Consider the following 26,323-nt stretch of genomic DNA (forward strand, 5'->3'; position numbering starts at 1 on the left):
TCAGCCCCCCAGCGTGGCGACGAGGATCGCCTTGATCGTGTGCATCCGGTTCTCCGCCTGATCGAAGACGATGGAGGACGAGGATTCAAACACCTCCTCCGTCACCTCCATGCAGTCGATGCCGTATTGGCGGAAGATCCTCTCGCCGATCTCCGTCTCCCGGTTATGGAAGGCGGGCAGGCAGTGCATGAACTTTGCATGCGGGTTACCGGTGGCCTCCATGATCCCTCGCGTGACGCGATAGGGGGTGAGCTTTTTGATCCGGCTGGCCCAGACTTCTTCGGGTTCGCCCATGGAGACCCAGACGTCGGTATAGACGAAATCGCAGCCCTGTGCGGCCTCCTTTGGGTCTTCGGTCAGGGTGATCCGCGCGCCGGTGCCCGATGCGATCTCCCGGCAGCGGGTGACGAGCGCCTCCTCCGGCCAGCAGTCGCGCGGCGCGGCCAGCCGCACATCCATGCCGATCAGCGCGGCGCCTTCCAGAAGCGAATTGCCCATGTTGTTGCCCGCGTCGCCCAGGAAGCAGAAGGCAAGCTGCGACAGATGTTTGCGCGTGAACTCCCGCATCGTCAGGAAATCGGCGAGGATCTGGGTCGGGTGGAATTCATCCGTCAGCCCGTTATAGACCGGCACGCCGGACCATTGCGCAAGGGTCTCCGCCTGCTCCTGCCCGAAGCCGCGATATTCGATGGCGTCATAGACCCGGCCCAGCACGCGGGCGGTGTCCTTCATCGACTCCTTCTTGCCGATCTGCGTGCCGGAGGGGCCGAGATAGGTGACATGCGCCCCCTGATCATAGGCCGCGACCTCGAAGCCCGTGCGGGTGCGGGTCGAATCCTTCTCGAAGATCAGGGCGATGTTGCGGCCCTTCAGCCGCTGCTCCTCATAGCCGCCGTATTTCGCCTGTTTGAGCGCGGCCGCCAGCCGCAGCAGGAAGCGGATCTCGTCCGGGGTGAAATCCATGAGTTTCAGGACGCTGCGTCCCAGAAGATTGACGGGCATGTTCCCCTCCCTCACGCCGGGTCGCGGATCAGCGGGCAGGTCATGCAATGGCCGCCGCCGCGCCCCCGGCCCAGTTCTCCGCCGGGGATGGTGATGACCTCGACCCCCGCCTTGCGAAGCTGGGTGTTGGTGTAGGTGTTGCGGTCGTAGGCGACGACCACGCCGGGTTCGAGCGCGACGACGTTGTTGCCGTCGTCCCATTGCTCGCGCTCCGCGACATAGGCATTGCCGCCGGTTTCCACCACGCGCAGCTTCGGCAGGCCGAGCGCCTCCGCCGTGACCTCAATCAGCGGGCGGCTCTCCTCGCGGATGTCCAGCGTCCATTCCCTGTCGCCCGGACGGATGGAATAGGGCACGATCCGCTCCGCCACATCGGCGAAAACGGTGACAAGATCGCGGTCGCAGAAGGTGAAGACGGTATCCAGGTGCATCGACGCCCGCTCGACCGGCAGCTTGCAGGCGATCACCCGCTCCGCGCCGCCCTGCGCGAAGAGTGCGCGGGCCAGTTGGTCCACCGCCTGCGGGGTCGTGCGCTCCCCCATGCCGACCAGCACGGTGCCGTTGCCGATGGCCATGACGTCGCCCCCCTCCAGCGTGGCGAGGCCGTGGTCCCGGTCCGGGTCGCCCCACCAGACCGGGAAGCCCGCATCGCGGAAATCGGGGTGGAAGCGGTAGATGGCGGCGAGGTTCAGCGTCTCCAGCTTGCGCGCGTTCCAGCGCATCGGGTTCAGCGTGACGCCGCCGTAGATCCAGCAGGTCGTGTCGCGGGTGAACAGGTGGTTCGGCAGTGGCGGCAGGACGAAATCCTCGGGCCGGAGGCTCGCGGGGAACAGCCCGCCGCCCGCGATCGGCAGTTCCGCCCGGCTCATCCCGCCCAGCAGGATCAGGCACAGCGGATCGGCCTCGATCTCCGTCAGATGCGCGCGCAGATCGTCGGCCAGCCCGACGCCCACGGTATTCTCGTTGATCCGCCGGCGCAGGAGCCAGTCCCGTGCCTCCGGGATGCGCAGCGTCTCGGTCAGCAGTTCGCGCAGGAACACGACCTCCGCCCCCCGGTAGCGCATGGCATCGACAAAGGTCATGTGATCGCTCCGGGCCTGCTTTACCCAGATCACATCGTCGAACAGCAGTTCATGGCAGTTCGAGGGCGTCAGCCGCGCCAGCGCCGAACCCGGACGATGGACAAGAACACGGCGCAGCTTGCCGACCTCGGAATGCACGCCATAGGTGATGGACATCGGTTTTCCTCCGTTTTTCAGGCGATCAGGGTAGCGATGCTGAGGCAGGCCGTGACGATGACGGTCAGGATCAGCAGAAGCGGCCACATGAAGCGAAGCCAGCGTTCATAGGGCACGCGCCCGATGGCCAGCGCCCCCATGACCACGGCGAAGGTCGGGTTGATCAGGTTCACGATCCCGTTCGCGGATTGATAGGCCGTCACCACGAGGTCGCGCCCCACGCCCGCGAAATCCGCCACCGGCGCCATGATCGGCATCGACAGCACGGCGAGTCCCGACGAGGACGGCACGAAGAAGGACATCGCGACCTGAAGCCAGTACATCACGTTGATGAAGGCCACCCGGCCCAGCCCGGCCACGGAAAGCTCGGCCCAGTGCAGGATCGTGTCGGTGATGTGCCCGGCGTCCATCACCACCACGATGCCGCGCGCCAGCCCGATGATGAGCGCGACGCCCAGCAGATCCCGCGCGCCATCGACGAAGGCATCGACAAACGCCCTCTCTCCCGGCCGGACGATCAGCCCGACCAGGATCGCGGCGGCGAGGAACAGCGCGCTCATCTCTCCCATCCACCAGCCGCCGATCAGCACGCCCCAGATCATCACCACGAAGGTCAGCCCGAAGATGGTCAGGACGGCCTTATGCGTACGGGTAAAGGCGACCTTCTCCCCCTGATGGCCGGAGAGGAAATGCGCCTCGTTCTCCGCCTTCATGTCGTAGACCAGCGATTTCGTCGGATCACGGCGGACCTTTTCGGCATAACGCATGACGTAGATGACGCAGGCCAGCCAGCACAGCGCGAGGATCACCAGCCGCAGCACCAGCCCGCGCGTGAACGGGATCCCCGCCGCGTCGGAGGCGATCACGGTCGCGAAAGCGTTCACGGTGGAGCCCAGCACCCCCACGCCCGCGCCCAGTAGGATGATCGCCACCGCCGTCACCGCGTCATAGCGCGCGGCGATCATGATCGGGATCAGCAGCATGTAGAAGGCCAGCGTCTCCTCGGCCATGCCATAGGTGGTGCCGCCGAGCGCGAAGAGCCCCATCAGCACCGGGATCATCCATTTCTCCCGTCCTTTCAGCGCGGTCATGGCATGGCCGATCCCGGCATTGATCGCGCCGCTGGCCGCGACCACGCCGATGAAGCCGCCGATCACCAGCACGAAGACCGCCACGTCGATGGCGTTCGCCTGATAGCTGTCGGGGTCATAAAGCCCCGCGATCGGGGCCATCAGCACGTCGATGACGCCCTGCGGGTTCGGCTCCGTCTCGGCATAGGTGCCGGCGACGGGGATTTCGCGGTCCAGCGCCGCGTTCATCTCGCGCTTGTATTGCCCCGCCGGCACGATCCATGTCAGCGCGGCGACGAGGATGATCAGGCCGAACAGGATGGTGAAGGCAGAGGGAAAGCGGAGCCCTCGTTTCGCGATCTTCCCGGGGGTCTTGTCCATGAATGCCTCCGAACGCTGGAATGAAGCTGGCTCGGCGTGGTGCCGTTGCACGCTGACGGGACGGCGGCGGTGTCACGCCGAACGTCTTGCGAGTTTCAAAATCGCAAAGACATTGGTCAATGGCCGTGCGAATCGCCTAATGTTTGCGCATTAAGACGAGGCGGGATTTGATCCAGATCAATCGGCAGGGACGCCGGGACGCCCGCGCGGCCATATGCGCGCGATTCCGCCTTCGGATCTTTGGCAGGCAAGGGGCGCGTGTTTTCCGGTAGTCTGTGGGGCGCCGATGACGCGGCGGTGAAGGCCGATCCTGTCGCCTCCGTAGCTCATTCCATTCCGGTTTGCGCTGAGCAATGTGGCATACGCTTTCCGCGTCATTGTCAGGATTGCGCACAAGATGCAGTGGCCGCAGGTCCGTAAGCTATAAGATCAATGGCCGTGCTGATACCTGAACCCCTTTTCTGGTTATATAGGGGGAAGTATTGCAACGACTGACGCGGTGAATGCCGCAGCGCACCTGTGCCGATTTTCACAGACAGAAGCAGAATTTTGTGCGGTTCAATGAGCCAGGTGCATTTTTCAGTGTCAATCGCATTTTATGCAGGGCCATTGTTCGAAATTTTTGAAAAGATCATTTTCCCGTGCACGAGGGTGAATTTGCATCCAGGGTTGCCCCGTGTAATCCGATCTCCGTCATTCCTGACTTCAGGGAAGTATCACACAGAGATATGTCGTTTTTCATTTTGACGAATCTGAATTCACGCTCAGATCTCTGTGTGTTGGGGCTATAGCGTTATGAGAATAACGAGCACTTCATGGAATTTCGATTGATGAATGACGCCATATTCCACGAAGAATCTTCATTTTTACCACCAAAGCGCACATTTCTATTTCAGCCTGTGGTTCGTTGCAAAGTCAGGTTGCAAACGAATGGTTCCGAAGGCATTGTCTCGACTGAAATCAGGGGCGGACTCATGCCCGATCAACCGGGCGCTTGCAGGGCCAATGGCAGGGAATCGCGCTTTTCGGTGCGACGGACCTGCCCTGCGCCGGCGGGAGCGGTTATCGTAAGCCCTCGCTTGGGTGAACAGCCTGGGATACAGGCGGCCGATCTGCTCGCCCGGCATTTCCCCGACATGGCACGGAGAGGAGCGGGTCGAAGCGTGGAATCTGCCGATGCCCGAGGGCGCCCGTGCTGGTCTGAAATTCATGGGCTTGAGCCTGCCGCGACCGAGGGCAGGCAGTGCGCCGAATGGCACAGCGCATCGGCTTTGGGCGGGGCGTGCGCGGTTGATCCCGCCCTGCGCACGGGCCGCGCGTCGGACAGACTGTCAGGGCCGCATCTGCGCAAAACGCGGATTGTCGTGCATTCCTGCTTCCGCTGTGAACCGTTCCCGGATAATCTGCCCGGACCAAAGCTGTAGGGGTTGCCCTTTCGCGTGGCGTTTCCAATTTACTTGAGCCCTCGGAGAAGGAGGGAGGAGCGGATGCACCTGCGCCCTGATCGGGCCTGTAACATATATTCCCGCAGGGCGTGCCGATGAATATCCGCTTCATGGAAACGGTGATTTGTCTGGCGAACCTGCGCAGTTTCCGCGCCACGGCCGAGCATATGCACATCACGCCCGCCGCGATTTCGAGCCGGATCATGGCAATCGAAAATGAAATGGGCATCAAGCTGTTCGACCGCGATTCCAAGGATGTGCGGATCACCCCGCAAGGTGAGGCCTTCGTGCAAAGCGCCGTCCGGATCGTGCAGGAATATCGCGTGCTGACCGATGGATTTGCGCAGGGCGGCGATACGACGGGGCAGATCCGGCTGGGCGTGGTGCCCTCGGTCGCGCCAAGCCTTTTGCCGCGGGTGATCCGGATTTTGCGGACGGATTATCCGCGTCTTGCGGTGTCATTGGTGACGGACAGCGGCACCCGGCTATTGGAAATGCTTGATGCCTCTGAACTGGATGTCGTTCTGGGGATCAAGCGCGAGGACAATCCGGCGCGGCAGAGTGTGCCGTTCTGGACGCTGGGGATGTATTGGGTCGCCCGGACGGGGATGTTTCCGGCGGGCGCGCGGCTGCATCCCGCCGATCTGCTGTCCTGCCCGGTGATCGCCTATGAGCGCGGCTCGCTGAATCACCAGCGGATCGAGGATTATTTCGGCGAGATATTCCATGGCGAGGGCATCGCACATTATTCCAATTCGCTCGGCACGACGATCAACCTGATCGAAGCGGGGATCGGCGTTTCGGTCCTGCCGCCGATCGTGGTGCAGGAGCAGTTGCGAACCGGGCGGCTCACCGTGCTGGATGTGCAGCCGGTCTTTCCGCCGACGGCCTATCATGTGATCTGGCTGCGCAACAGCGTGTCGCGGATGCCGCAACTGATCGCCGAGGTCACCCGCAGGTCGGCCGCCGAGGTCGCGAAGGATTACTCCCGCGACCTCGTGATCCCGGTGTGAGCCGTCAGGCGATCCGGGCCAGAACCTTGGCCGAGGCGCCGGAAAGCTCGCCGAGCTTCACCTCGCCCGCGCGGACCCGCGCCTCGCGCGCCTTGCCCGCCGCCTGCATCGACAGCGCCTTTTCCGCGACCGCGCGAACTTCGGCACGCGGGATCACCAGCACGCCGCTTTCATCGGCAAGGATCGCGTCCCCCGGCATCACCACCGCGCCGCCGCACGACACCGGGATGTTCATCCCGCCGCCGAGGTCATAAAGCCGCGTGGTGATCGGCGCGAGGCCGCGCGACCACATCGGGAAATCGCTGTCGATGATTTCCGTCAGGTCGGTGCAGGGTCCATCGACGATGCCCGCGACCGCGCCCGACGCCTTGGCGGCAACCGTCACGCCACCGCCCCAGCAGGCATATTTGTCATCTCCAAGCCGATCCACAACCAGAATATCCCCCGGCCGCAACAGCCCCGTGGCATGGTGCAACAGCGTCGAATCCGAGCCCGAGATCGCCAGCGTCACCGCCGTTCCCACCACCCGGCGCCCGGGCAACAGCGGCTGGATCGCGCGGTCCATGAAGCCGAACAGCCGCCAATGGCCCACCGTCGCCGTCTCGACGCCCGACAGAAGCTCCAGGTCTTCGGCCGGGATCTGCTCCGGCATGTCCTTGATCGTATACATGGATTTCCTCAGTTGCAGGCCAGGCGGCGGTGTTTGGTCATCGGGATCAGCTTGCGCACGCGGGCGATCTGGGCGGGGTCGATGCGGGCGGTGACATAGCCCTCGCTGTCCGAGGCGCGCGCCACCGTCAGCCCCCAGGGATCGACCACCAGAGAATTGCCGTAGCAACTCTTGACCACGCCCTCGACGGTGACCGATCCGATCTGTCCGCAGGCAACGAAATAGGTCTGGGTTTCGATCGCGCGGGCGCGGGCGAGCACCTCCCAATGGTCCTTGCCGGTCTGCAAGGTGAAGGCGGCGGGCAGCACGATGATGTCGCAACCCGCCTTTTGATATTGCAGGAACAGTTCGAAGAAGCGGATGTCGTAGCAGATCGCGCAGCCGATCTTCAGCCCGTCGATCTCATAGCTCGCCAGATCGTCGCCCGGCTTCACGCTGTCGGATTCGCGGAAGGAAATGCCGTCCGGCGTGTCGATGTCGAACATGTGGATCTTGCGATAGGCAGCGATTTCCGTGCCGGCGCGGTCGAAGACGAAGGTGGTGTTGTAGATCCGGTTGCCGCCCTCGATCCGCTCCATGATCGTGCCGGCATGAACGTAGACGCCATGCTTCTTCGCGAACCCCTGCGCCATCGCATAGGCGGCGCCCCCCGGCGCGGGTTCGGCGGCGGCGAGCTTTTCCGCGACGGTGGTGCCATAAAGCTCGAAATACTCCGGCAGCACGATCAGGTCGGGGGTGTCGGTGCGCACCGCCTCCTCCATCAGCGCCTCGATCCGCGCGAGGTTCGCCGCGCGGTCCTGTTTCGGGTTGGTCTGGATCAGCGTGATCTTCATGATCGGTCCTTTCGGGTTCAGGCGATGACGTTTTCGGCGCGCAGCGCGGCCAGGGTGGACATGATGCCGCCGCGCAGCACCATGTTCTGCGTCGCAATGACCAGTAGCTCGGCCCCTTCCTCCTGCGCGAACTGGCGCTCGGTCGGGGTCCAGGCGGGCATGATCCAGGTCTTGCCCGCCTCGCGCGCGGCACGGGCGATGCGGGTCAGGTCGGCGCGGTCGGCATCGTTGAAGGCATAGGCGCCCCGGCCGCAGGCCAGCGCCAGATCCGACGGCCCGGGGAACAGCCCGTCGACGGTATCGAGCGCGATGATCTTCTCGACATCGGCAAGGCTTCTCAGCGGTTTCGATCATCGCATAGCATTTCGTGCGGCGGTTCTCGTCGTCGAAGGCGGTGGTCGTGGGCCGGGTGTAGTCATAGACCCGCCCGCCGGTATAGGAGCGCACGCCAAGCGGCGGATATTTCGCGGCCCTGGTGATTTCGGTGGCATGCTCCACGCCCCGGATATGCGGGATCACCACGCCCTGCGCGCCGAAATCCAGAACCTGCTGGATCGCCTCGACCGTGGGCGCGATCACCTTGCAGATCGCCGGGATGCCAAGCGCGCGGGCCAGCGCGAGGAACTGATCGGCGGTGGCGAGATCAAACGTGCCGTGTTCCAGTTCGACCACGACTTTCCGGTACCCGCACAGCTTCGCCATTTCCAGAAAGCTGAAATGCGGCTGCGACATCCAGAGGGCGACATTTTCCATGATGGTCTTTTCCGTGTTGAGGATTACTTGCCCATGGCCTTTGAAAAGCCGAGGGTGCGTTCGAGGACGAAGATGATCGCGAGCGTCGCGAGGATCAGCGCGACCGAGATCGAGGCGGTCATCGGGTTGCTCTGGCTTTCGACATAATCGAAAATCTCCACCGGCAGGGTGCGCACCCGTGGCCCGGTGACGAAGAGGGAAATCACCACCTCGTCGAAGGACATCAGGAAGGACAGCGCCCCGGAGGCGATGAAACCCGGCATCATCAGTGGCAGCGTGATCCGGCGGAAAACCGTGAAGGGCGATGCGCCCAGCATCGTCGCGGCTTCTTCGACCGAAGGCGGCAGCGTGGCGAAGGCGGTCGCCATGATCCGGATCACATAGGTCGTGGTCACGATCAGATGCGCGATCACCAGCCCGGTGTAACTGCCCAGAAGCCGCACCTGCACGAAGACCAGAAGGATCGCGAGGCCGAGCACGATCGAGGGCAACAGGAGCGGCGCCGTGAACAGGTTCATCAGCGCATCGCGGCCGAAGAAGTCGAACCGTTTCAGCGCGAAGGCCGCAGGCACCCCGATCAGCAGGCTGAGCAGCGTCACCGTCAGCCCGAGCCAGAGGCTGGTGCGGAAGGCATTCATCAGGCCCTCGTGCTGAAACATCGCGCGATACCAGCGCAGGCCCCAGCTTTCGGGCGGAAAGGCGAGGAAGCTGTCCGCGCTGAACGACAGCGGCACCACGATCAGCACCGGCGCCAGCAGGAACACATAGAGAAGCGCCACGGTGATCTTCAGCGGCAGGGAGGTTTGTCCGATCATGGCGTCCTCACTCGTAGCGTTGCGACAGGCGGGAATAGAGCGCGAGGGCAAGCCCGAAGATCGCCAGCACGATCACCGAGGTCGCCGCGGCCCGGGTCCATTCCAACTGCACCACCGCCTGATCGTAGATCTCGGTCGCGAGGAGGAAGACGCGCCCGCCGCCCAGCAGTTTCGGCGTGATGAAGGAACTGATCGCCAGCACGAAGCACAGCAGGCAACCCAGCAGCACCCCCGGCATGGTCAGCGGAAAGACGATGCGGCGGAAGCGCACGAAGGGATTGGCGCCGAGCGTGGCGGCGGCTTCCTCATAGACCGCATCCAGTCTGCCGAACCCCGCGATCAGCGCCAGCGCCATATAGGGGATCAGGATCTCGATCATGCCCACATAGACGCCGAAAGCGTTGTTCATCAGCCGCACCGGGGCCTCGGTCAGGCCGATGCCCTGCAACAGACCGTTGATCAGCCCGCTGTTGCCCAGGATCACCATCCAGCCATAGGTGCGCACCACGCTCGACACCAGAAGCGGCGAGACCGTGACCACGAACAGCAGGTTGCGCCAGCGCGGGCCGACCCGGTGCAGGAACAGCGCGATCGGATAGGCGCAGATCAGCGTGCCGAGCGTGACGATGAACGCCATCAGCAGCGAGTTCCAGACCAGTTGGTAGCTGAAATGGTCGGTGAAGAAATCGGCGTAATTCGCCAGCGTGAAGGTATCGGTCAGCACCCCGCCCGAGCGGCTTTCGAGAAAGGAGATCATCCCCAGCCGCACCACCGGCACGATGAAGGCCAGCAGGTTCACCGCCGCCATCGGCACCAGCAGAACCAGCAGCAACAGGCGGGTGCGCGCGCGCGATGTGCCCGGAAGGTCCATGTTCATGGCACCTCTCCGTAGACGATCATGTCCGCGGGCGCCCATTCGCACAGCAGCATCTCGCCCGGCTGATGGCGCGGCCCGGCGCTGAGGGTGTGGTGTTCGACCTTCAGCTCCTGCCCGCCGATGTCGAGGTCATACTGGATCAGGTCGCCGATATAGGTCGTGCGCAGCAGCCGCCCGCGCACCGCGTTGGTCTGGTTCGGCACGAAGGCGCGGTCGCGGTCCGGGGTCAGCGCGATCCGGTGCGGGCGCACCGTCGCCGTGCCGGTGCCCGAGGTCAGGCCCCGGGTATTGGCGCGAAAGGTCTCGTGGCCGATGCGCACCTGATCGCGGCTCAGGACCTCGGCGCGGAACTTGTTGGTGCGGCCGACGAATTCCGACACGAAGAGCGACTCCGGCCGCTCGTAGATGTCCTCGGGCGTGCCCAGTTGCGCGAGCTTGCCCCGGTGCATGACGCCCACGAGGTCGCACATCGTCAGCGCCTCGACCTGATCATGGGTGACGAAGAGCGTGGTGATCTTCAGCCGTTGCTGGATCTCGCGGATCTCGACCCGCATTTCGTCGCGCAGCTTGGCATCGAGGTTCGACAGCGGCTCGTCCAGAAGCAGGATCCGGGGCCGGATCACCAGCGCCCGGGCAAGCGAAACCCGCTGCTGCTGCCCGCCCGAAAGCTCCCGGGGGCGGCGGCTGCCAAGGCCGGGCAGGCGCACCATCTCCAGCGCCTCTTCGATCCGGCCCCGGGCCTCGCGCCGCGACACGCCCCGCATCTCCAGCCCGAAGGCGACGTTTTCCGCCACCGTCATATGCGGGAACAGCGCGTAGTTCTGGAACACCAGCCCCATATCGCGCCGGTGCGGCGGCTCCTGCGACAGTTCCCGCCCGCCGACGCGGATGGTGCCCGAGGTGATCGGCATCAGCCCCGCGATCATCCGCAAGGTGGTGGTCTTGCCACAGCCCGACGGGCCGAGGAGGCCGAGCATCTGCCCCTCGGGCAGGTCGATATGCAGGTTCTCCACGGCCTTGTAGCCGTTGGGATAGATCTTGCACACATCGGACAGGCTCAGGAATGCGGGGTCCGGCCCCGCAGCGGTTTGGGCTTGGGTCATGGTCGGTCCTGAAAGGGGCTGGGTCAGCGGCCGGCGGGGATGATCTCGCGCCGCCAGGCGGTGAGGAACGTTTCGCGCAGGTCGCCGATCGCCATCCAGTCCACATCAATCAGCGTTTCCCGCTTTGCCGGGTCCATGAAGGGGATGCGGGCACGGGCATCTTCGGCGACTTCGGCCCCGGAATTGGTCGGCGCGTAGAACATCGCCTCGGCAAAGGCGGCCTGCGCTTCGGGGCTCAGCGCGTAATTGATGAAGGCCAGCGTCGCCTCTTCCTCGGACGATCCCGCGACCCGGCTGATCACGTTGATCTGCGCGGGCGAACCTTCCTTCGGCGAGACGGTGCCAAGCCGCCCTTCGGTGCTGCTGTGATAAAACTGACCGCGCGCGTTGTAGCCGATGGAGATGTTCAGCGTGCCATCGGCGACGAGGGTATAGGCATCGGGCTTCGGCTCCCATGTCTGGATCCGCGGCGCCAGTTCGATCAGCTTTTCCACACCGGGGCGGATGGTCTTCTTGTAATCCGTCTCCCCGGCCAGCCGGTTCGCGACAATGGTCATCAGGATCGCCTGAATATCGCCGCCGCCCTGCGCGGGCAGGCTGACCAGCCCGTCGTTCTTCTTGTCCCAGAGCGCTTCCCAGCTATCGGGCGCCTCCGGATAGGCCTTGGCATTGTAGATCAGGTTCAGCGTGTCATAGGTCAGCGGGATCGCCTTGCCGCCCAGATCCTTGCCGATGTCGTAAAGGTCACCGTAAGCCGCCACCCGGTCGAGCGGAATATCCGCGACCAGCCCTTCTTCCGAAGCGATCTTCGCCACTGAAAGATCGTAGATCACCGCATGGACACCGGGCGCTGTCTTTTGCGCGCGCATGTTGCCCAGAGAGGTCGCCGCATTCTGCACGCCGAAGAACGTGACCTTGATGTCGGGATGCGCGGCCTCGAAAGGTTTGATCACGGCCTTGACGTAATTCTCCTCGAAGGCGCCGCGATAGCCCATCACGGTGATTTCCGCCGCATCGGCGGCGATGGCCGAAAGGGCGAGGGCGGCAAGCGCGGCGGGCAGTTTCTTGGTGTTCATGGCTCAGGCTCCCGGTTGTTTCGCCGAGCTTGAAAAACCGGGTCGTGTGAGTCCAACGTAAAAAATCTGACGGCCATTAACCTTTTTTGATCAACGCCCGGTCAGCCGTTCCATCGCCGCAGCGGGCGAAACCGGCCTGAGTGTCCGAAATCGACAGGTCGAGAAGATCGGCTTCCCCTTCGGCGGGGTCAGCGTGGCGATCAGGGTGCGGCTGCCGGTTTTGTCGGCCACGCAGCCCATGGGAACCGATGGCCACATCCGCGCGCCCGTCCGTCCGTTGTGCCCGCGCCCGGCCCCGGCAGGTTTTCCGAAAGGGGCGGGCTCACAGGCAGATCCATATCCGGGATCCCGATCGCCGGGCGACAAAATGCCCCTTGCACCCATTGTATGAGATGTTCAGCCTGCGGATGCAAAGGACGCCGACAGGGAATCCCCGCGCTCTTCGCGGCGCGGCTGACCGGGGCGGAGCCCTTCGTCGGGAGGGGCGCAGTCGATACAGGAGGAGCAGAACATGGATATTCGTTTTGATGGCAAGACCGCCCTGGTGACAGGGGCCGCATCCGGCATCGGCGAGGCGATTGCGCTGGACCTCGGTCGGGCAGGCGCCCGGGTGATCGTCGCCGACCTGCACGAACCCGCGGCGGAGAAGGTCGCGGCGCAGATCCGGGCCGAAGGGGGCACGGGTATCGCGGCGGGCGGCGATGTGGCGGATCCGCAGGTGGTCGAAGGGCTGGTCGATCTCGCGCGCCGGAATGGCGGGCTGCACCTTCTGGTCAACAATGCCGGGATCGGCGGCGAGGGCAAGCCGACCGGGGACTATTCGCTCGACGGTTGGCACAGGGTCATCGACGTCAATCTGAATGCCGTGTTCTACGGGCTGCGCTTCGGCATCCCCGCGATGCTGGATGCGGGGGGCGGCGCGATCGTCAACATGGCCTCGATCCTCGGTTCGGTCGGATATGCCGGTTCCCCGGCCTATGTCGCGGCAAAACATGCGGTGGTGGGTCTGACCAAGGCGGCGGCGATCGACTATGGCGACAAGGGTATCCGGGCGAACGCGGTCGGCCCGGCCTTCATCGACACGCCGCTGCTGTCGCATATGCCGAAGGAAAAGATCGACTGGCTGGTGAGCCGGCATCCCGTCGGGCGGCTGGGAACGGCGGCGGAAGTTTCGGCGCTGGTGCTGTTCCTGCTGTCCGAACAGGCGAGCTTCATCACCGGCAGCTATCACCTGGTCGACGGCGGCTATACGGCGCCTTGATCCGGCGGGCGCGCGGCCTTCCTCGCCCGGTCTGAGCATAATGGCCGGTCAACCGCGAAGGTCGCCGCCCACCGACATCGAGGGCCCGGCGCAGCGACATGGCCTGTCCGGGTGACCGCCGTCGGAGTGATCGTCATGAGAGTTCACCGATCCCGGGTCAGACGCGGCCCCGTCGATCGACGGCCCGATCGGTCGGGGGCCACGCCTATGCCGGGCCCGGCGGTGGTTCCGGCGTGATCACACGCGAGCAGAGAATGGGCCGTCCGGGGCGCGGTACGCCGGGCACCGACGATCTCGGATCCTCGCGGTATCTGAAACGGCCCGCGAGACCATGCGCGCGACGTCATTGGGATCAATAGATCCTCGGTGCGCCCCGGCCTGAAGATGCGATGGCAGGCCATCCCCGATCTGATCGGGTAATGGTCTCCGGCCTCTGAGACCGCCATTCCGGTTCTGTCTGGCGACCGATGCCGGGATCGGCATACCACCGTTCCCATCCCCTTCAGCCCGACTTGCGTTCCCGCGCCAGAGGCCATGACCGTTTATACGTCCTCGCTGATCGGCATCGCGCTCACACCCCGCCGGATGGCCGGTGTCATTTGGCACCGGATCGGCTAGGATATCCGAGCGAACACGCCTGACAGCTACGAAAAGCCGTCGATCCCAGGTCTATTGGAGCCCTCAATGGTGGGCGGACTGTCGCAAAACCTTGGTGGATACACAGGTTCTGGCCAATGACTGCGCGAGGGGAGACGCCAACGGCACAGTTTCGACACAATAAGTTCCGACTTGAGAGTCGATCTTAAGAGTGTCTTTCAACTAATTGATATAGATCATAAATATGTCAAGTATGGTAGGTGTCTGGCCCGTGACCTGTTGGCCGCCGTTTCGTTGCCTCCGTCAATTTTGAGAAGGCATTTCGGATCCGGTCTTCGTCCGTGCTCTCTTGGGCAGGGTATGCGCTGCCCGTCATCCCCTTCGCTGTGTTTCTGACGCTTGGCACGGCGGGGATACCAGCGACCTTGGTGCGTGAGCGGACGGAATGGCCTTGCGCGCTCTGCGGTTACGGCCCTCGTCCGCTCATCGGTCCTTTCCGGAAGATCGGCCAGCAGGACGAGAGCCGGGCATTACCTTCGTTCAGTGCCCGCCGCCGCCTTCGCCCTTTGGGCGATGGACGAGCAGGGCCAGCGGCAGCATGGCCGCGAAGATCAGCCCCAGCGTCACGAAGACATCCGAGAACGCCATCACCAGCGCCTGCCGCCCGACCATGGCGGAGACGCGGGCCAGCGCCGCCGTTTCGGCCGCGCCGCCCTGGCCCAGAACCGAGGACAGCGAACCGGCGATGGCGGCTAGCCGCTCCTGCGCCACCGCCGAGCCCCATTGCACGCTTTCGGCCAGCCGCGCGGCATGCAGATCCGTCCGGCTTTGCAACATCGTGTTGATCCCCGCGAGCCCGACCGCGCCCCCGAGGTTCCGCATCAGGTTGAACAGCCCCGAGGCGTTCTTCACCCGCTCCGGCGGCAGGGTGCCGAGCGCGATCACGTTGATCGGGATCATGCAGCACATGAGCGACACGCCGCGCAGCGCCTGCGGCCAGAACAGCTCGTCGAACACCCAATCCGCCGTGATCGGGCGGAGCAGGAACGACGAAACGGCGAAGCCCGCAAGCCCGAGCCCGATGATCCGGCGCGGGTCGACCTTGCGCGACAGCATCCCCACCACCGGCGCGGTCAGGAACATGAAGGCGCCGGTGACGAAGACCGTCTCGCCGATCTCCAGCGCATTCATCTGCCGCACCCGGGCGAGATAGACCGGGTAAAGATAGGTCAGCCCATAGAGCCCGATGCCAAGCACGAAGGTCAGCAGCGATCCCACCGCGAAATTCCTGTCCCGGAAGGCCGAAAGATCGACGATCGGTGTTCGGGCGGTAAAGGCGCGCAGGAAGAAGGCGATGCCCCCCAGCATCGCCACGACCGCGGCGGCGGCGATCATGTGGTCCTCGAACCAGTCGTTCGCCTGCCCCTCTTCGAGCACATATTCGAGGGAGCCGAGGAACACCGCCATGAGCGCAAGCCCGAGCCCGTCGAACCGGCGCAGGAGCGCGTAATCCGGCGTGTCGAAATCCACGAGGAACCAGGCCAGAAGCGTCGCCGCGATCCCCGGCACCACATTGATCAGAAACAGCCAGCGCCAGTTGAGCAGTTCGGTCAGGTAGCCGCCCACGGTCGGGCCGACGGTGGGCGCGAGCGTCACCGTCAGCCCCACCAGCGCCATGATCGGCGGTTGCAGGCGGCGCGGGAAGATCAGGTAGGAGGCGGCGAAGGCCGTGGGGATCATGCCGCCGCCGATGAAGCCCTGAAGCGCGCGAAAGACGATCATCTGGTTGATCGAGGTCGCCATGGCGCACAGCACGGAGGCCAGCGTGAACCCGGCGGCCGAGATGGTGAACAGCACCCGCGTGGACAACCCGCGCGACAGGAACCCCGACAGCGGGATCATGATGACCTCGGCGATCAGGTAGCTGGTCTGCACCCAGGAAATCTCTCGCGGCGCCGCCGCCAGCCCGGCCTGGATCTGCGACAGCGAGGAAGAGACGATCTGGATGTCGAGGATCGCCATGAACATGCCGAAGACCAGCGCGAAATAGGCGATGACCCGGCGGGGGGTCACCTCCGGCTCCGGACGGCTTCCCGGCGCGGTGGGTGCGGAAGGCGATGTCGCTGTGCTCATGCGGTTTCCTGACGTTCTCCGCCGCAGGGCGGGAGCGCCGTCGCGAAACGCCTGTCCTCCCGGGGGGCGATCCCGACAGCGATCCGTTGGGGGCGCGGATTTCCCCGCCCCGATCCTTCGGCGCGACCCTCATCGGCGGGACATTTCCCCGGGGTGCGCGGCGCCATGCCGAAAGGCCCGCCGTTCCCCACGCCGACCATGCGCTCAGCCTCCCGCCACCGTCCGGCTGTCGGCCCTGACGATCACCGACATGCCGGGCCGCAGCCAGCCTTGCCCCGCCACCTCGGCGGGGACCGCGATGCGCACCGGCAGGCGCTGCACGACCTTGGTGAAATTGCCCGTCGCGTTCTCCGGCGGCAGCAGGCTGAAGACCGAGCCCGACGCCGGGGAGACGCCCTCGACCTCGCCGGTAAAGCCCCGGTCCGGATAGGCATCGACCTCGACATGCACCTTCATCCCCGGGGTGAGCGCACCGACCTGCGTTTCCTTGTAATTCGCTTCGATATAGACCTGTCCGAGCGGGATCACCGCCAGAAGCCGCCGCCCGGCGGTCACATAATCCCCAGTCGCCACCGAAAGATTGCCGACGACGCCATCGACCGGCGCGCGGATCACCGTGTCATCAAGGCTGCGCGCCGCAAGGTCGCGCGCGGCCCGCAGCCCGGGAATCTCGGCCTCGGCTTCGGCCTTCTGTGCGGTGCTCACCGTCACGGCGGCGCGGGCGGCGGCGATCCCGGCCTCGGCCTCATGCAGGGCGGCTTCGGCGGTGGCGGCACCGGCACGGGCGGCCTCCAGCCGCTGTTCCGAAGCGGCGTCATGGCGGGCCAGCTGCGCGTAGCGGGTCAGATCCGCCCCGGCCTGATCGCGCAGCGCGGCGGCGGCGGCCCGGCGGGCCTCGGCCTGGGTGACGGCCGTCTCCGCCGCCTGTGTCTGCGCCGCGATCCGGGCCAGAGCGGCCGTCTGCGCGGCCAGTTGCGCCTCCGCCTGCGCCAGCGCGTCGCGATAATCGGCATCGCGGATCATCACCAGCGGATCGCCCGCCTTCACGGCCCGGTTCTCCACCGCCGGAACAGCGGCGACATAGCCAGAGACGCGCGGCGCCAGAACGGCGAAATCCGCCTGCACATAGGCGTCATCCGTCTCGACCATGAAGCGGCCTTCCGTCCAGTAGCGATACCCGAACCAGATCCCGGCGACGAGCAGCAGCACGGCGATGCCGCCCAGAACGGCCTTCCGCCGCGCGGCGGGCGCTCCTGACGGGCTCTGCGGATCCTGGGGCATTTCGCAATCCTGACAACGGGCTTCCCGGCGCGCGATGGCGGGGCGTGACCGAACCGTTCGGTCAGTCCATGCAGGTTGACATAGCGCCGCAGCGGCCTATTGTCAACATGACCGAACCGTTCGGTCATTATTCCCGGCGACCCCCGGTTCGCCCCTCCCAAAGTGTCCGAAGCCCCATGACCCGCCCGCCGCAAGAGCCCGCCACCCAGACCCCCGACGCGGGCGGACCCGCCCATCCGCCGAAGCGCGACCAGATCATGGCGGGCGCCCGGCGCGCCTTCTTCGCCAGCGGTTTCGAGGCCACCAGCATGGGCGAGATCGCCCGCAAGGCCGGTGTTTCCAAGGGCACGCTCTACGTCTATTTCGACAGCAAGGAGGCCCTCTTCACCGCGCTGGTGGAGGAAATGAGGGGCCAGTGCGCCGAACAGCTGACCGCGGTTGACGCCGCCGATCCGGATGTGGCCCGCGCGCTGACCACCTATGCCACGCAACTGATCCTGCGGCTTTCCGCCCCCGATCACATCCGGCTCCTGCGGATGGTCATCGCGGCGGCGGATCGTTTCCCGGCGCCGGCGCAGAACTTTTACCGCGCCGGGCCGTGCCATGGCGCCGCGATCGTTTCCGGCTATCTGCGAAACCTGCATGCGGCCGGTCGCCTGCACCTGTCCGATCCCGAACGGGCGGCCTGGCAGTTCAATGCCATGGTGATGGTTCCGGTGATGAGTGGCGTGCTGATGGGGGACCGCTCCGCCCCGGATGCGGCGGAGGCGGAGGCAATGGCCCGAGGCGCGGTGGAAACCTTCCTCGCCGCTTTCCCGCTCATCGACCAGCCCGGTTCCTGACCGGTGGTCGCGCGATGGCGCGCAGTGATACCAACCGGTGCCGGTTTCGTTGGCCATAGGGACGGAAGGCTCGGTGCCGCCCGGACAGATCCCGCGCCTCACAGCGCCCCGCCGTCATGCCGAAGCAACGCGGCATCAACCTGCGCAGGCAGGGCGCCATCTGCCACATTTCGGCTCTGGCGATGGCGGGTCAGGATGCCGTCGCAGGCTCCGACAAGCACCGGGATTTTCGTCAGCCGCAGCAGGGTGGCAAGCGCCCGGATCACCCCCCGCAACGCCATTACATGCGCCGGGCAAAAGGGGCGCTTTACGGTGGATGCGATCGGTCGGGAGGCGTTCAGCGGGACGGTTGAGCCCTTCTCTCCGGCTGCGGCTCAGGCCAGCCGCCCCTCGTCATCGACAAAGGTGAGCCCGTCGGCCCATGTCCAGAGGACCATGTTCAGGTCCGCCGCCGTCGCCCCTTTGGCAAAGCTGCGGACCTGCATTCCGGCATAGCCCTCCCGGATCAGCCGCTCGGCCAGTCGTTGCGTCGGGGCCTTGCCGTCCTCGCGCATCCGGATCCGCCAGTCATCGGCGGCCAGATCCTCGGGGTCAAGGCCATGATCGCGCAGGGCCTGCGCCTCGGTCGCGTCGAAGATCGGTGTCAGATCGGCGTGATAGGCCACCAGCGTCGTCGGTTGCAGGGTGCCGATCTGGTTCGCCTCGCGGATCGCGGTCATGATCGACAGCGCGGTATAAAGTGCCGGCGTGCCCTTCGGGTTGAACCGCCCGCCGAACCGCCGGGCGCCTTCGCCCGACAGCGGTTCGCGTGCCCAGACCGGATTGAGGGCGCGATAAAGAAGGCCGCGATAGTGCATGGCTCAGGCGTGAACGCCCGCTTCAACCGCGTCGATATACTCCATGACATCTGCCGCATGACCGTCCCGCACCAGCTGCATCGCCGTCAGCCCGCCGAACCCGGCCAGCGGCTCGGAGCGGTACCAGGCATAGGCGATGAGCGGCGAGCCGAAGCGCGGTTCGACCCGGTTCAGGATCTCGACCATCTCGCGCAGGCGCTTCTGGGTCTTGGCGCTGGCGACGCGATCGGGGCGCATGACGGCATCGCGGCCAAGGCCGACGGTGCGCGCAACCTCATCGCGCGTCGTGCGCAGGGTCTCGGCGATCCGGCCGGGCGCGAACTGCCCGCCTTCCGCGAATGTTTCGATACGCATTGCCGCCTCCATTCAGACTGACATGATATGGCGTCATTCTGCGCGGCGTCAAGGGGTGGGTCTGGGGCCGGGATATGGCGGCGCAGCCGGGAACAGGAGCCTGCTGTGCCCCCTCTCCCCTCACCCGTCACGGTGCTGGAAAGTCTGCATTACGGCCATTGCCGCGCGTTCGCGTGGTGGGGCATACCCAGCGGGGCCATGGGTTCAGCGTGGCGCGCGGGGTTGATGATCGAAACCATCGCGGCGGAAGTCGAAGGGCCGCGTGATGGGCTGGAGATCGGGGTCTTTGCCGGGGTCGGGTCGCACTGTGGCGGATGATGCCCGAACGCACGCCCGCGCGGGGCTGTGCCGATGTCTGCGCTGCGATCTGTCAGGCGGAGCATGCCGCCGATCTGTCCCATGAGGCTTCGGCATCTGCCGCACCTCGCCCGAAGCGGCCCCGGGGTATGGGTGCTTTCCGATGTGGGTTGCGAACAGCCGGTGTCCAGTGCGCCGACGCGGCGCTTCCCGGTGATGGCGGATCAATCCCGTTCCCGGGCCGAAGGCGGGTTGACCTTTCCGGAGTTGAAAGGTCTTCTCGCCACAGCGAAAGGGGAGCGGTCGAGTGAGCAGTGTTCTCGAAAAAGCCATGACCATCGTCGAGCTTCTGGTCGACAACCCGGCGGGGCTGCCGGTCTCGGCCATTTCGGCGGCGACGGGGCAGCCGATCAGCGGGGTGCATCGGACGCTGCACGAACTGATCCGGCTGGGCTATGTGCGGCAGTTGCACGACGGCGGGGATTACGCGCTGTCGATCAAGCTGGCGGCGATGGGGCTGGGTTTTCTGGGGCGCGCGGGGATCACCGATGTGGCGCAGCCGATCCTCGACCGGCTGGCGGCGGCATCCGGCGAGCTGATCCGGCTTTCGGTGACGGATGGGCGCAAGCTGACCTGGGTGGCGGTGGCACAGGGGGCGACGCGGGGCCTGCGCTACGATCCGGGGCAGGAGCAGGGGGTGGAGGTGCATCTGGCGACCTCGGCCGGGGGGCGGGCGTGGCTCGCCTCGATGAGCGACGAGGCGGCGCTCGAACTGGTCGGCACGCAGGGGTTTTCGCGCGCGGGCGGCCCCGAGGGCGCCCCGGCGGGCGTGGCCGGGCTGCTCGCGATCCTGAACGAAACCCGGGAGCGGGGCTATTCGGTGGCGGTCAGCACCTATCTTCTGGGCATGGCGGCGATGGCGATGACCGTGCGCTATCACGGCGAAGGGCCGGTGCTGGGCTGTCTGTCGATCGCGGGGCCTGCGGTGCGGATGGATGCGGCGCGGATGGCGGAACTGGCGCCGATGCTGCGGGAGGCGGCCGATGACCTGGGGGTCGCGGCGCTCGGCTCGCAATATTTCGCGGCGCGGATGAAGGCGCTCGGCCAGGGCGGCTAGGGCGATTCGGAGCGTCAGGTGGCGCAGCAGGCGGGCGTGCGGGGAGGGATCCCCGGCGCCCTTTTTCATGCGCGGCAGCGGCGTTTCCGGCAAGCCTTTGGAATGGCGTATCATTTCCGGGAATGCCGCGATATTTCGGAAACGAACTTAAAAGTGGAAAGCATTTCAACATTGTGTATATCGTCGGGGTGACAGGAAACGCCCTGCCGGTGGGATGAGGACCGGCGGGGCCATCAGGCGAGCGAGGATGCAGTCCGAACCCCTTTGGGGGACCGGCGGGCTGTATCCGGGGATGAAGAGATGATGTTCACGGAAACCGTCGGGGCCACAGGCCGACATCGGCGTTGGGCACCCCGGAGGCCGACCAACCCGGCCCGCGACGATGCCGCCACGCGGGGGGATCCGTGCGCCCGACCGGGATTGGCCAGAAGCAAGAGGCCAGAAACAAGAGGAATGAAATGACCATGCACCGCGAGATCGACTGCGATGTGCTGGTGATCGGCTCGGGGGCGGGGGGCTTGCCGCCGCCGTCACCGCCGCCGAACGCGGGCTGAAGGTGATCGTGGCGGAAAAGGCCCCGGTTCTGGGCGGCACGACCGCGTTTTCCGGCGGCTGGCTGTGGATTCCGAACGCGCCGCATGCGGTGGCGGCGGGGCAGGGCGAGGATCTCGGGGCGGTGCGCGCCTATCTGCGCGCCGTCATCGGCAACCATTACGATGCGGCGATGATCGACCGCTACCTTGAGGCGGCGCCCCGGATGCTGGCGTTTTTCGAGGACCGGACCGAGGTGCAGTTCACCCCCGGTTCCGGCGTGCCGGATTTCCATGGCAATCTGCCCGGCGCGGCGGCGGGGTGGCGCTCGGTGGTGGCGGCGCCCTATGACGGGCGGCGTCTGGGGCGGCTGATCGAGCGGCTGCGGCGGCCGATCCCGGAGACGACCTTCATGGGCATGGGGATTGCCTCGGGCGTCGACATGCGGATGTTCCTGACGGCGACGCGCTCGGCCCGAGGCGTTCGGCTATGTTACTAAGCGGGTGCTGCGGAACCTGCGCGATCTGGCGCTGTATCGGCGGCCGATGCAGCTGGTGAACGGCAATGCGCTGGTGGCGCGGCTGATGCGCTCCGCCGCCGACCAGGGCGCGAGCTGCTGACCGTGCCCCCGCGCAGTCTCTGCTGCGTGATGGCGGGCGGGTGACGGGGGCGATGCTCGACACGCCGCGGGGGCCGGTGGCGGTTGCGCCGGGCGTGGCGTGATCCTGGCGACGGGCGGTTTTCCGCGCGACGAGGCGCGGCTTTCCGCGATTGCTGCCGCATGTGCAGGCGGGCACGCCGCATGTGTCCGCCGGCGCCGGAGACGAATACCGGCGACGGTCTGCGGCTGGCCGAAAGCGCCGGCGGGCGGGTGAGCGAGGACCTGGCCCATGGTGCCGCCTATGCGCCGGTGTCGCGGGTGCCGCGCGCCGATGGCACAGAGGGGCGTTTCCCGCATCTGGTCGAGCGCGGCAAGCCGGGGCTGATCGCGGTGCTGGCCTCGGGGCGGCGCTTTGTGAACGAGGGCGGCCCCTATCACGATTATGTGCGCGAGATGATCGCCGCGACCCCGCCGGGCGCGCCGGTGCGGTCCTGGCTGATCTGCGACCGGCGATTTTTGCGGCGCTATGGGCTGGGCGCGGTGAAGCCCGCGCCGCTGCTCTATGGGGGCTGGATCCGGAACGGCTATCTACGAAGACCGGGGCGACGCTTGCCGAATTGGCGGACGGCTGCGGGATAGACGCGGCGGGGCTTGAGGCGACGGTGGCGCGTTACAATACCGATGCGGCAAAGGGGGAAGACCCGGACTTTCATCGGGGTGAAACGCTCTATAGCCGGGTGCAGGGCGATCCGGACCATGAGCCGAACCCCGCCGTCGCGCCGATCGGGCCGGGGCCCTATTATGCGGTCGAGGTCGTCCCCGGCAGTCTCGGCACCTTTGCCGGGGTGGTAACGGATGCCGATGGCGCGGGTCTGGGCGCCGATGACCGCCCGGTACCGGGCCTATACGCGGCGGGCAATGACATGAACAGCATCATGGGCGGCGCCTATCCGAGCGGGGGCATCACCCTCGGCCCGGCGATGACATTCGGTTTCCTCGCCGCCGAGGCGATCGCCTCGGGCGAGGGCGCAAAACGGGAGGAGGGAAACATGGAGTCTGATCCGCAGGAGGTCGATCTTCTGGTGCTGGGCGCGGGCGCCGGCGGGATGACGGCGGCACTGGTCGCGGCTCTGGAAGGGCTGGATGTGCTGCTGGTCGAAAAGACCGGGCAGGTCGGCGGCACGACATCGACCTCGGGCGGGACGACATGGGTGCCGGGGACTCATCTGTCCGAGGACAGGGCCCGAGGAGGACGCGCAGAGTTTCTGGATGCCATCGTCGGGAATCGGGGGGGCGAGGATCTGCGCACGGCGTTCCTGGCCTCCGGCCCCGCCGCGATTGCCGAACTGGAGGCGAAGACGGAGGTGAAATTTGCCGCTGCCGCCGCGCATCCGGATTATCTTGATGGGCCGGGGCAGGCCTATGGCGGGCGGGCGCTTGGGCCGCTGGCGTTTGACGGGCGGCTGCTGGGCGCGGATTTCGACCGGATTCGCCCACCGCGGCGCGAGTTCATGGGGCTGGGCGGGATGATGGTCGGGCGAGCGGAACTGGGCGCACTGCTTTCGCCCTTCGCTTCCCTCGGGAATTTCCGCACGACGATCACAATGGTCGGGCGCTATGGTCTGGACCGGCTGCGCTATCCGGCGCGGCACCCGGCTGATCATGGGAAATGCGCTGGTGGCGCGGCTGCTTCTATAGCCTGCGCAAGGCCGGAGTGCCGGTGCTGTTCGATGCACAGGCAAGCGAATTGATCGTCTGGACGGCGTGCGGGTGATCCGGCGCGGTGGTGAACGGACGCCGGATTCTCGCGCGCAGGGGGGTGGTGCTGGCGACGGGCGGCATCTGCTGGAACGCGGCGATCCGCGCGCGGCTGTTCCCGGCGGAAACGCGGGCCTATGCGCTCGGCCCGGCGACGAATACCGGCGACGGGGCGGATCTGGCCACGGGCATCGGCGCGGCGTTCGACGATGGCGGCGACAGCCCTGCGCTGTGGATGCCGTGCTCGTCCTACACCCGGGCGGATGGGACGCTGGCGGTCTGGCCGCATATCCTCCTCGACCGGGCCAAACCCGGCCTGTTCGCGGTGAATGCGAAGGGGGAGCGGTTCGTGAACGAGTCGGATTCCTATCACGATTTCTCGGTCGGGCAGATCCGGGCGGGGGCATTCCCGGCGCATCTGGTCTGTGATGCGGGGTTCATGCGCAAATACGGGATGGGGATGATCCTGCCCGGGGCGCGCAATCTGAGCGCGATGCTCAAGGCGGGCTATGTGATCGAGGCGCCGACACTCGATGCGCTGGCGGCGCGGATCGGCTGTGACGCGGTGGGGCTGAAACGCACGGTGGCGGAGTATAACCGCTATGCGGAGAGCGGCGTGGACGCGGCATTCGGGCGTGGCACCTCGGTGATGAACCGCTTCAACGGCGATCCGGCGCAGGCGAACCCCTGTCTGGGGCCGGTCGGCGCGGGGCCTTATCTACGCGATGGCGGTGAAGCCCGCGGATCTGGCGTCTTCGGCGGGGCTGGCGGGGGATGCGTTCGGGCGGGTGCTGGCGCAGGACGGCCAGCCGATCGCCGGGCTTTATGCCTGCGGTAACGACCTCGCCTCGATCTTTCGCGGCACCTATCCGGGGCCGGGCACGACGATCGGCCCGGCAATGGTCTTTGGCTGGCGGGTGGCAAAGCACGCGGCGGGGACGCTTGGCTAAGAGGAAAGGCCCCCGAAAGGGGGCCTTTGTCAGCCGCGTCCGGCGGCGCGCAGGATCGCCCTTGTGGCGGCGATGGCCATTTCCGCCCGGCCAAGCGCATCGACCTTGGCGGCGAGCGCGCGGTGCGGGATCTCCACGCTGATCGGCATGCCTTCGGGGATGACACGGGCCAGCACGATCAGGTCGATCCCACCTTCGCCCGGCATCAGCCGTTCGCCGCGCGCGACACGGATCAGCCCTTCGTCCGACGGGTCGTAGGGCTTCGCGCCGTCGCAGAACTGCACATAATGCAGCCGGTTGCGGGGCAGGGCGGCGATTTCGTCCAGCGTGGTGCGTGCCCGGTCCCAGTGCAGCGCATCGACGAGGACACCGCCGCCGGGCTGGTCCGCCGCCTCGACGATGCGCAGCGCGGTGGCGGCATCGGGCACCGCCGTCCAGGGCATGAACTCAAGGTCCGACGTCAGGCCATGCCGCGCGGCCAACTCCGTGAAGCGCGCGAAACTGGCGGTCAGGCGGGCCTCATCCGGGTCATCCCCGGCGACGAGGACATGCTTCGCGCCAAGCGCCTCGGAGCGCGCGCAGAAGCGGGCGAAGAGATCCCAGTCGTTTTCGGGTTTCAGGCGGATGATTTCCATATCGCCAAGCCGCACGCCGGTATCGGCCAGCGCCGCGCGGACCTCGCGCAAAAGCGCATCGTCGGTCAGCAGGGGATAGTCCGGCTCGCCGCTCGTGGCGGCGGGCAGGAGGCGCAGGCCGACCATATCGTAACCGGCGGCCGAGGCGGTTTTCACCGCCTCAACCGGGCCAAGCTCGAAGGTCGTCAGAAACGCGAGCGAGATCGGATGCGTCATTTGAGCGGCGAGAACGGCAGCGGCAGGGCGATCTGGCTGGTCATGTCGGGCGAGAGCCAGTCCGGCCCGCCCTTCGGCGGCCATTTGCCATCGGCGACGGATTGGTTGCGGGCCTCGGTCCGGGCGGCGAGGCTCGGATAGGGCCAGATCTGGGTGATGCGCGGCTCGCCATCAAGGCCATACATGGCGACGGTCAGCGGCGAATAGGCGCTGCGTTCCGGCACGGCGGCGCGCCACTTCTCCTGCGTCTGGGCGATGCCGTTCAGCTTCGCCTTGTAGGTGCGGAATTCGTAGATCGGGCCAAAGGTGCCGGTCGCCACCGGGGGCAGGAAGTCGAACGCGCGGTAGCTTTCCATGCTCAGCTTGCGGGTGAATTCGGTCGCGCCGAAGGGGTCGTCGGAGAGCAGCGCGCGTTCGCGTTCGGCGCTCAGATCGGCATGGCTGTCAAAGCCGCGCAACACGAAGACGCGGTTCAGCGTGCCGATGTCGGTGGCCCAGGCGCCGAGCAGCCTGCCCTTGCCCGCGGCGACCCAGGCTTCGATGCCCGGCGCGGCCTTGGCGGCGCCGCCGAACACGGTGTCGAGGGTGGCGATTTCGTAATAGCTCATCTTTGGTCC

The 26,323-nt window shown here is 66.2% G+C and carries 29 protein-coding genes and 1 pseudogene; 11 read left to right on the top strand and 19 right to left on the bottom strand.

Features of this window, described 5'->3' with window-relative positions; all coding sequences use genetic code 11:
- The 3 genes from argF to QM789_RS20125 are packed head-to-tail and all read right to left on the bottom strand — an operon-like array spanning nt 1 to nt 3,691.
- On the bottom strand, nt 1–1,002 hold the full coding sequence (gene argF / locus QM789_RS20115) for an ornithine carbamoyltransferase (RefSeq protein ID WP_420353623.1): 1,002 nt from the start codon (nt 1,000–1,002) through the stop codon (nt 1–3).
- Between the two features lie 11 nt (nt 1,003–1,013).
- Complete coding sequence (gene arcA / locus QM789_RS20120; protein WP_420353624.1) at nt 1,014–2,240, bottom strand: arginine deiminase; 1,227 nt, start codon at nt 2,238–2,240, stop codon at nt 1,014–1,016.
- A 17-nt stretch (nt 2,241–2,257) separates the two neighbouring features.
- Nucleotides 2,258–3,691, bottom strand: coding sequence for a YfcC family protein (locus QM789_RS20125; protein WP_420353625.1), 1,434 nt, complete (start codon nt 3,689–3,691; stop codon nt 2,258–2,260).
- A 1,540-nt stretch (nt 3,692–5,231) separates the two neighbouring features.
- Here QM789_RS20125 and QM789_RS20130 point away from each other — a divergent pair.
- The gene (locus QM789_RS20130) at nt 5,232–6,149 is read left to right on the top strand and encodes a LysR family transcriptional regulator (RefSeq protein ID WP_420353626.1); all 918 of its coding nucleotides are present in this window, start codon (nt 5,232–5,234) and stop codon (nt 6,147–6,149) included.
- Between the two features lie 4 nt (nt 6,150–6,153).
- Here QM789_RS20130 and QM789_RS20135 read toward each other — a convergent pair whose 3' ends face one another.
- The 9 genes and pseudogenes from QM789_RS20135 to QM789_RS20175 form a co-directional block, all read right to left on the bottom strand.
- Nucleotides 6,154–6,819 carry an RraA family protein gene (locus tag QM789_RS20135; protein WP_420353627.1) on the bottom strand — a complete coding sequence of 222 codons (666 nt, stop codon included), beginning with the start codon at nt 6,817–6,819 and terminating at the stop codon, nt 6,154–6,156.
- A gap of 8 nt (nt 6,820–6,827) precedes the next feature.
- A complete protein-coding gene (locus QM789_RS20140) occupies nt 6,828–7,652 on the bottom strand; it encodes a carbon-nitrogen hydrolase family protein (RefSeq protein ID WP_420353964.1) in 825 nt (274 codons plus the stop codon).
- Between the two features lie 17 nt (nt 7,653–7,669).
- Nucleotides 7,670–7,813 (bottom strand): hypothetical protein, encoded by a 144-nt coding sequence (locus QM789_RS20145; protein WP_420353981.1) that lies wholly within the window; start codon nt 7,811–7,813, stop codon nt 7,670–7,672.
- A gap of 235 nt (nt 7,814–8,048) precedes the next feature.
- Nucleotides 8,049–8,405 (bottom strand): annotated as a pseudogene (locus QM789_RS20150) (aldolase/citrate lyase family protein); the annotation flags it as partial.
- Nucleotides 8,406–8,428: 23 nt separating this feature from the next.
- A complete protein-coding gene (locus QM789_RS20155; RefSeq protein WP_420353628.1) occupies nt 8,429–9,220 on the bottom strand; it encodes an ABC transporter permease in 792 nt (263 codons plus the stop codon).
- A gap of 7 nt (nt 9,221–9,227) precedes the next feature.
- On the bottom strand, nt 9,228–10,097 hold the full coding sequence (locus tag QM789_RS20160; RefSeq protein WP_420353629.1) for an ABC transporter permease: 870 nt from the start codon (nt 10,095–10,097) through the stop codon (nt 9,228–9,230).
- Entirely contained in the window at nt 10,094–11,200 is a 1,107-nt protein-coding gene (locus QM789_RS20165) for an ABC transporter ATP-binding protein (RefSeq protein WP_420353630.1), read from the bottom strand. The genes QM789_RS20160 and QM789_RS20165 overlap by 4 nt, the downstream gene beginning before the upstream one ends.
- A gap of 23 nt (nt 11,201–11,223) precedes the next feature.
- Entirely contained in the window at nt 11,224–12,276 is a 1,053-nt protein-coding gene (locus QM789_RS20170; protein ID WP_420353631.1) for an extracellular solute-binding protein, read from the bottom strand.
- Nucleotides 12,277–12,366: 90 nt separating this feature from the next.
- Nucleotides 12,367–12,507 carry a hypothetical protein gene (locus QM789_RS20175; RefSeq protein ID WP_420353632.1) on the bottom strand — a complete coding sequence of 47 codons (141 nt, stop codon included), beginning with the start codon at nt 12,505–12,507 and terminating at the stop codon, nt 12,367–12,369.
- A 280-nt stretch (nt 12,508–12,787) separates the two neighbouring features.
- Here QM789_RS20175 and QM789_RS20180 point away from each other — a divergent pair, with 280 nt between their 5' ends.
- Nucleotides 12,788–13,537, top strand: coding sequence for an SDR family NAD(P)-dependent oxidoreductase (locus QM789_RS20180; protein ID WP_420353633.1), 750 nt, complete (start codon nt 12,788–12,790; stop codon nt 13,535–13,537).
- A gap of 1,137 nt (nt 13,538–14,674) precedes the next feature.
- Here QM789_RS20180 and QM789_RS20185 read toward each other — a convergent pair.
- Together QM789_RS20185 and QM789_RS20190 are read right to left on the bottom strand one after the other, a co-directional pair.
- Nucleotides 14,675–16,267, bottom strand: a complete 1,593-nt coding sequence (locus tag QM789_RS20185) for a DHA2 family efflux MFS transporter permease subunit (RefSeq protein WP_420353634.1) — start codon at nt 16,265–16,267, stop codon at nt 14,675–14,677.
- A gap of 204 nt (nt 16,268–16,471) precedes the next feature.
- Nucleotides 16,472–17,548, bottom strand: coding sequence for an HlyD family secretion protein (locus QM789_RS20190; protein ID WP_420353635.1), 1,077 nt, complete (start codon nt 17,546–17,548; stop codon nt 16,472–16,474).
- Nucleotides 17,549–17,724: 176 nt separating this feature from the next.
- On the opposite strand from QM789_RS20190, the gene QM789_RS20195 reads away from it, so the two are divergent.
- A complete protein-coding gene (locus QM789_RS20195) occupies nt 17,725–18,390 on the top strand; it encodes a TetR/AcrR family transcriptional regulator (RefSeq protein ID WP_420353636.1) in 666 nt (221 codons plus the stop codon).
- 98 nt (nt 18,391–18,488) lie between these two features.
- Here the strand turns inward: QM789_RS20195 and QM789_RS20200 are convergent, their stop codons facing one another.
- The 3 genes from QM789_RS20200 to QM789_RS20210 form a co-directional block, all read right to left on the bottom strand.
- A complete protein-coding gene (locus QM789_RS20200; RefSeq protein ID WP_420353637.1) occupies nt 18,489–18,671 on the bottom strand; it encodes a hypothetical protein in 183 nt (60 codons plus the stop codon).
- A gap of 93 nt (nt 18,672–18,764) precedes the next feature.
- Complete coding sequence (locus QM789_RS20205; protein ID WP_420353638.1) at nt 18,765–19,247, bottom strand: RES family NAD+ phosphorylase; 483 nt, start codon at nt 19,245–19,247, stop codon at nt 18,765–18,767.
- Nucleotides 19,248–19,250: 3 nt separating this feature from the next.
- Nucleotides 19,251–19,601 (bottom strand): MbcA/ParS/Xre antitoxin family protein, encoded by a 351-nt coding sequence (locus QM789_RS20210; RefSeq protein WP_420353639.1) that lies wholly within the window; start codon nt 19,599–19,601, stop codon nt 19,251–19,253.
- A 105-nt stretch (nt 19,602–19,706) separates the two neighbouring features.
- Between QM789_RS20210 and QM789_RS20215 the strand changes: the two genes are divergently transcribed.
- From QM789_RS20215 to QM789_RS20250, 8 genes are all read left to right on the top strand, one after another.
- On the top strand, nt 19,707–19,919 hold the full coding sequence (locus QM789_RS20215; protein WP_420353640.1) for a hypothetical protein: 213 nt from the start codon (nt 19,707–19,709) through the stop codon (nt 19,917–19,919).
- Between the two features lie 286 nt (nt 19,920–20,205).
- Nucleotides 20,206–21,015, top strand: coding sequence for an IclR family transcriptional regulator (locus QM789_RS20220; RefSeq protein WP_420353641.1), 810 nt, complete (start codon nt 20,206–20,208; stop codon nt 21,013–21,015).
- Between the two features lie 18 nt (nt 21,016–21,033).
- Nucleotides 21,034–21,207: a hypothetical protein gene (locus QM789_RS20225; protein WP_420353642.1), complete on the top strand. Its 174-nt coding sequence runs from the start codon at nt 21,034–21,036 to the stop codon at nt 21,205–21,207.
- A 370-nt stretch (nt 21,208–21,577) separates the two neighbouring features.
- Entirely contained in the window at nt 21,578–22,045 is a 468-nt protein-coding gene (locus QM789_RS20230) for an FAD-binding protein (protein ID WP_420353643.1), read from the top strand.
- Between the two features lie 303 nt (nt 22,046–22,348).
- Entirely contained in the window at nt 22,349–22,786 is a 438-nt protein-coding gene (locus tag QM789_RS20235) for an FAD-binding protein (protein WP_420353644.1), read from the top strand.
- A complete protein-coding gene (locus QM789_RS20240; RefSeq protein ID WP_420353965.1) occupies nt 22,717–23,898 on the top strand; it encodes an FAD-binding protein in 1,182 nt (393 codons plus the stop codon). The genes QM789_RS20235 and QM789_RS20240 overlap by 70 nt, the downstream gene beginning before the upstream one ends.
- 35 nt (nt 23,899–23,933) lie before the next feature.
- The gene (locus tag QM789_RS20245) at nt 23,934–24,743 is read left to right on the top strand and encodes an FAD-binding protein (RefSeq protein WP_420353645.1); all 810 of its coding nucleotides are present in this window, start codon (nt 23,934–23,936) and stop codon (nt 24,741–24,743) included.
- On the top strand, nt 24,637–24,855 hold the full coding sequence (locus QM789_RS20250) for an FAD-binding protein (protein ID WP_420353646.1): 219 nt from the start codon (nt 24,637–24,639) through the stop codon (nt 24,853–24,855). The genes QM789_RS20245 and QM789_RS20250 overlap by 107 nt, the downstream gene beginning before the upstream one ends.
- 29 nt (nt 24,856–24,884) lie before the next feature.
- Here QM789_RS20250 and QM789_RS20255 read toward each other — a convergent pair whose 3' ends face one another.
- Nucleotides 24,885–25,706: a sugar phosphate isomerase/epimerase family protein gene (locus QM789_RS20255; protein ID WP_420353647.1), complete on the bottom strand. Its 822-nt coding sequence runs from the start codon at nt 25,704–25,706 to the stop codon at nt 24,885–24,887.
- Complete coding sequence (locus tag QM789_RS20260; RefSeq protein WP_420353648.1) at nt 25,703–26,314, bottom strand: NIPSNAP family protein; 612 nt, start codon at nt 26,312–26,314, stop codon at nt 25,703–25,705. Before QM789_RS20260 ends, QM789_RS20255 begins: the two co-directional genes overlap by 4 nt.
- Nucleotides 26,315–26,323: the final 9 nt, after the last annotated feature.

The organism is Paenirhodobacter sp. (genome assembly GCF_047600745.1).
Taxonomy (GTDB): domain Bacteria; phylum Pseudomonadota; class Alphaproteobacteria; order Rhodobacterales; family Rhodobacteraceae; genus Rhodobacter.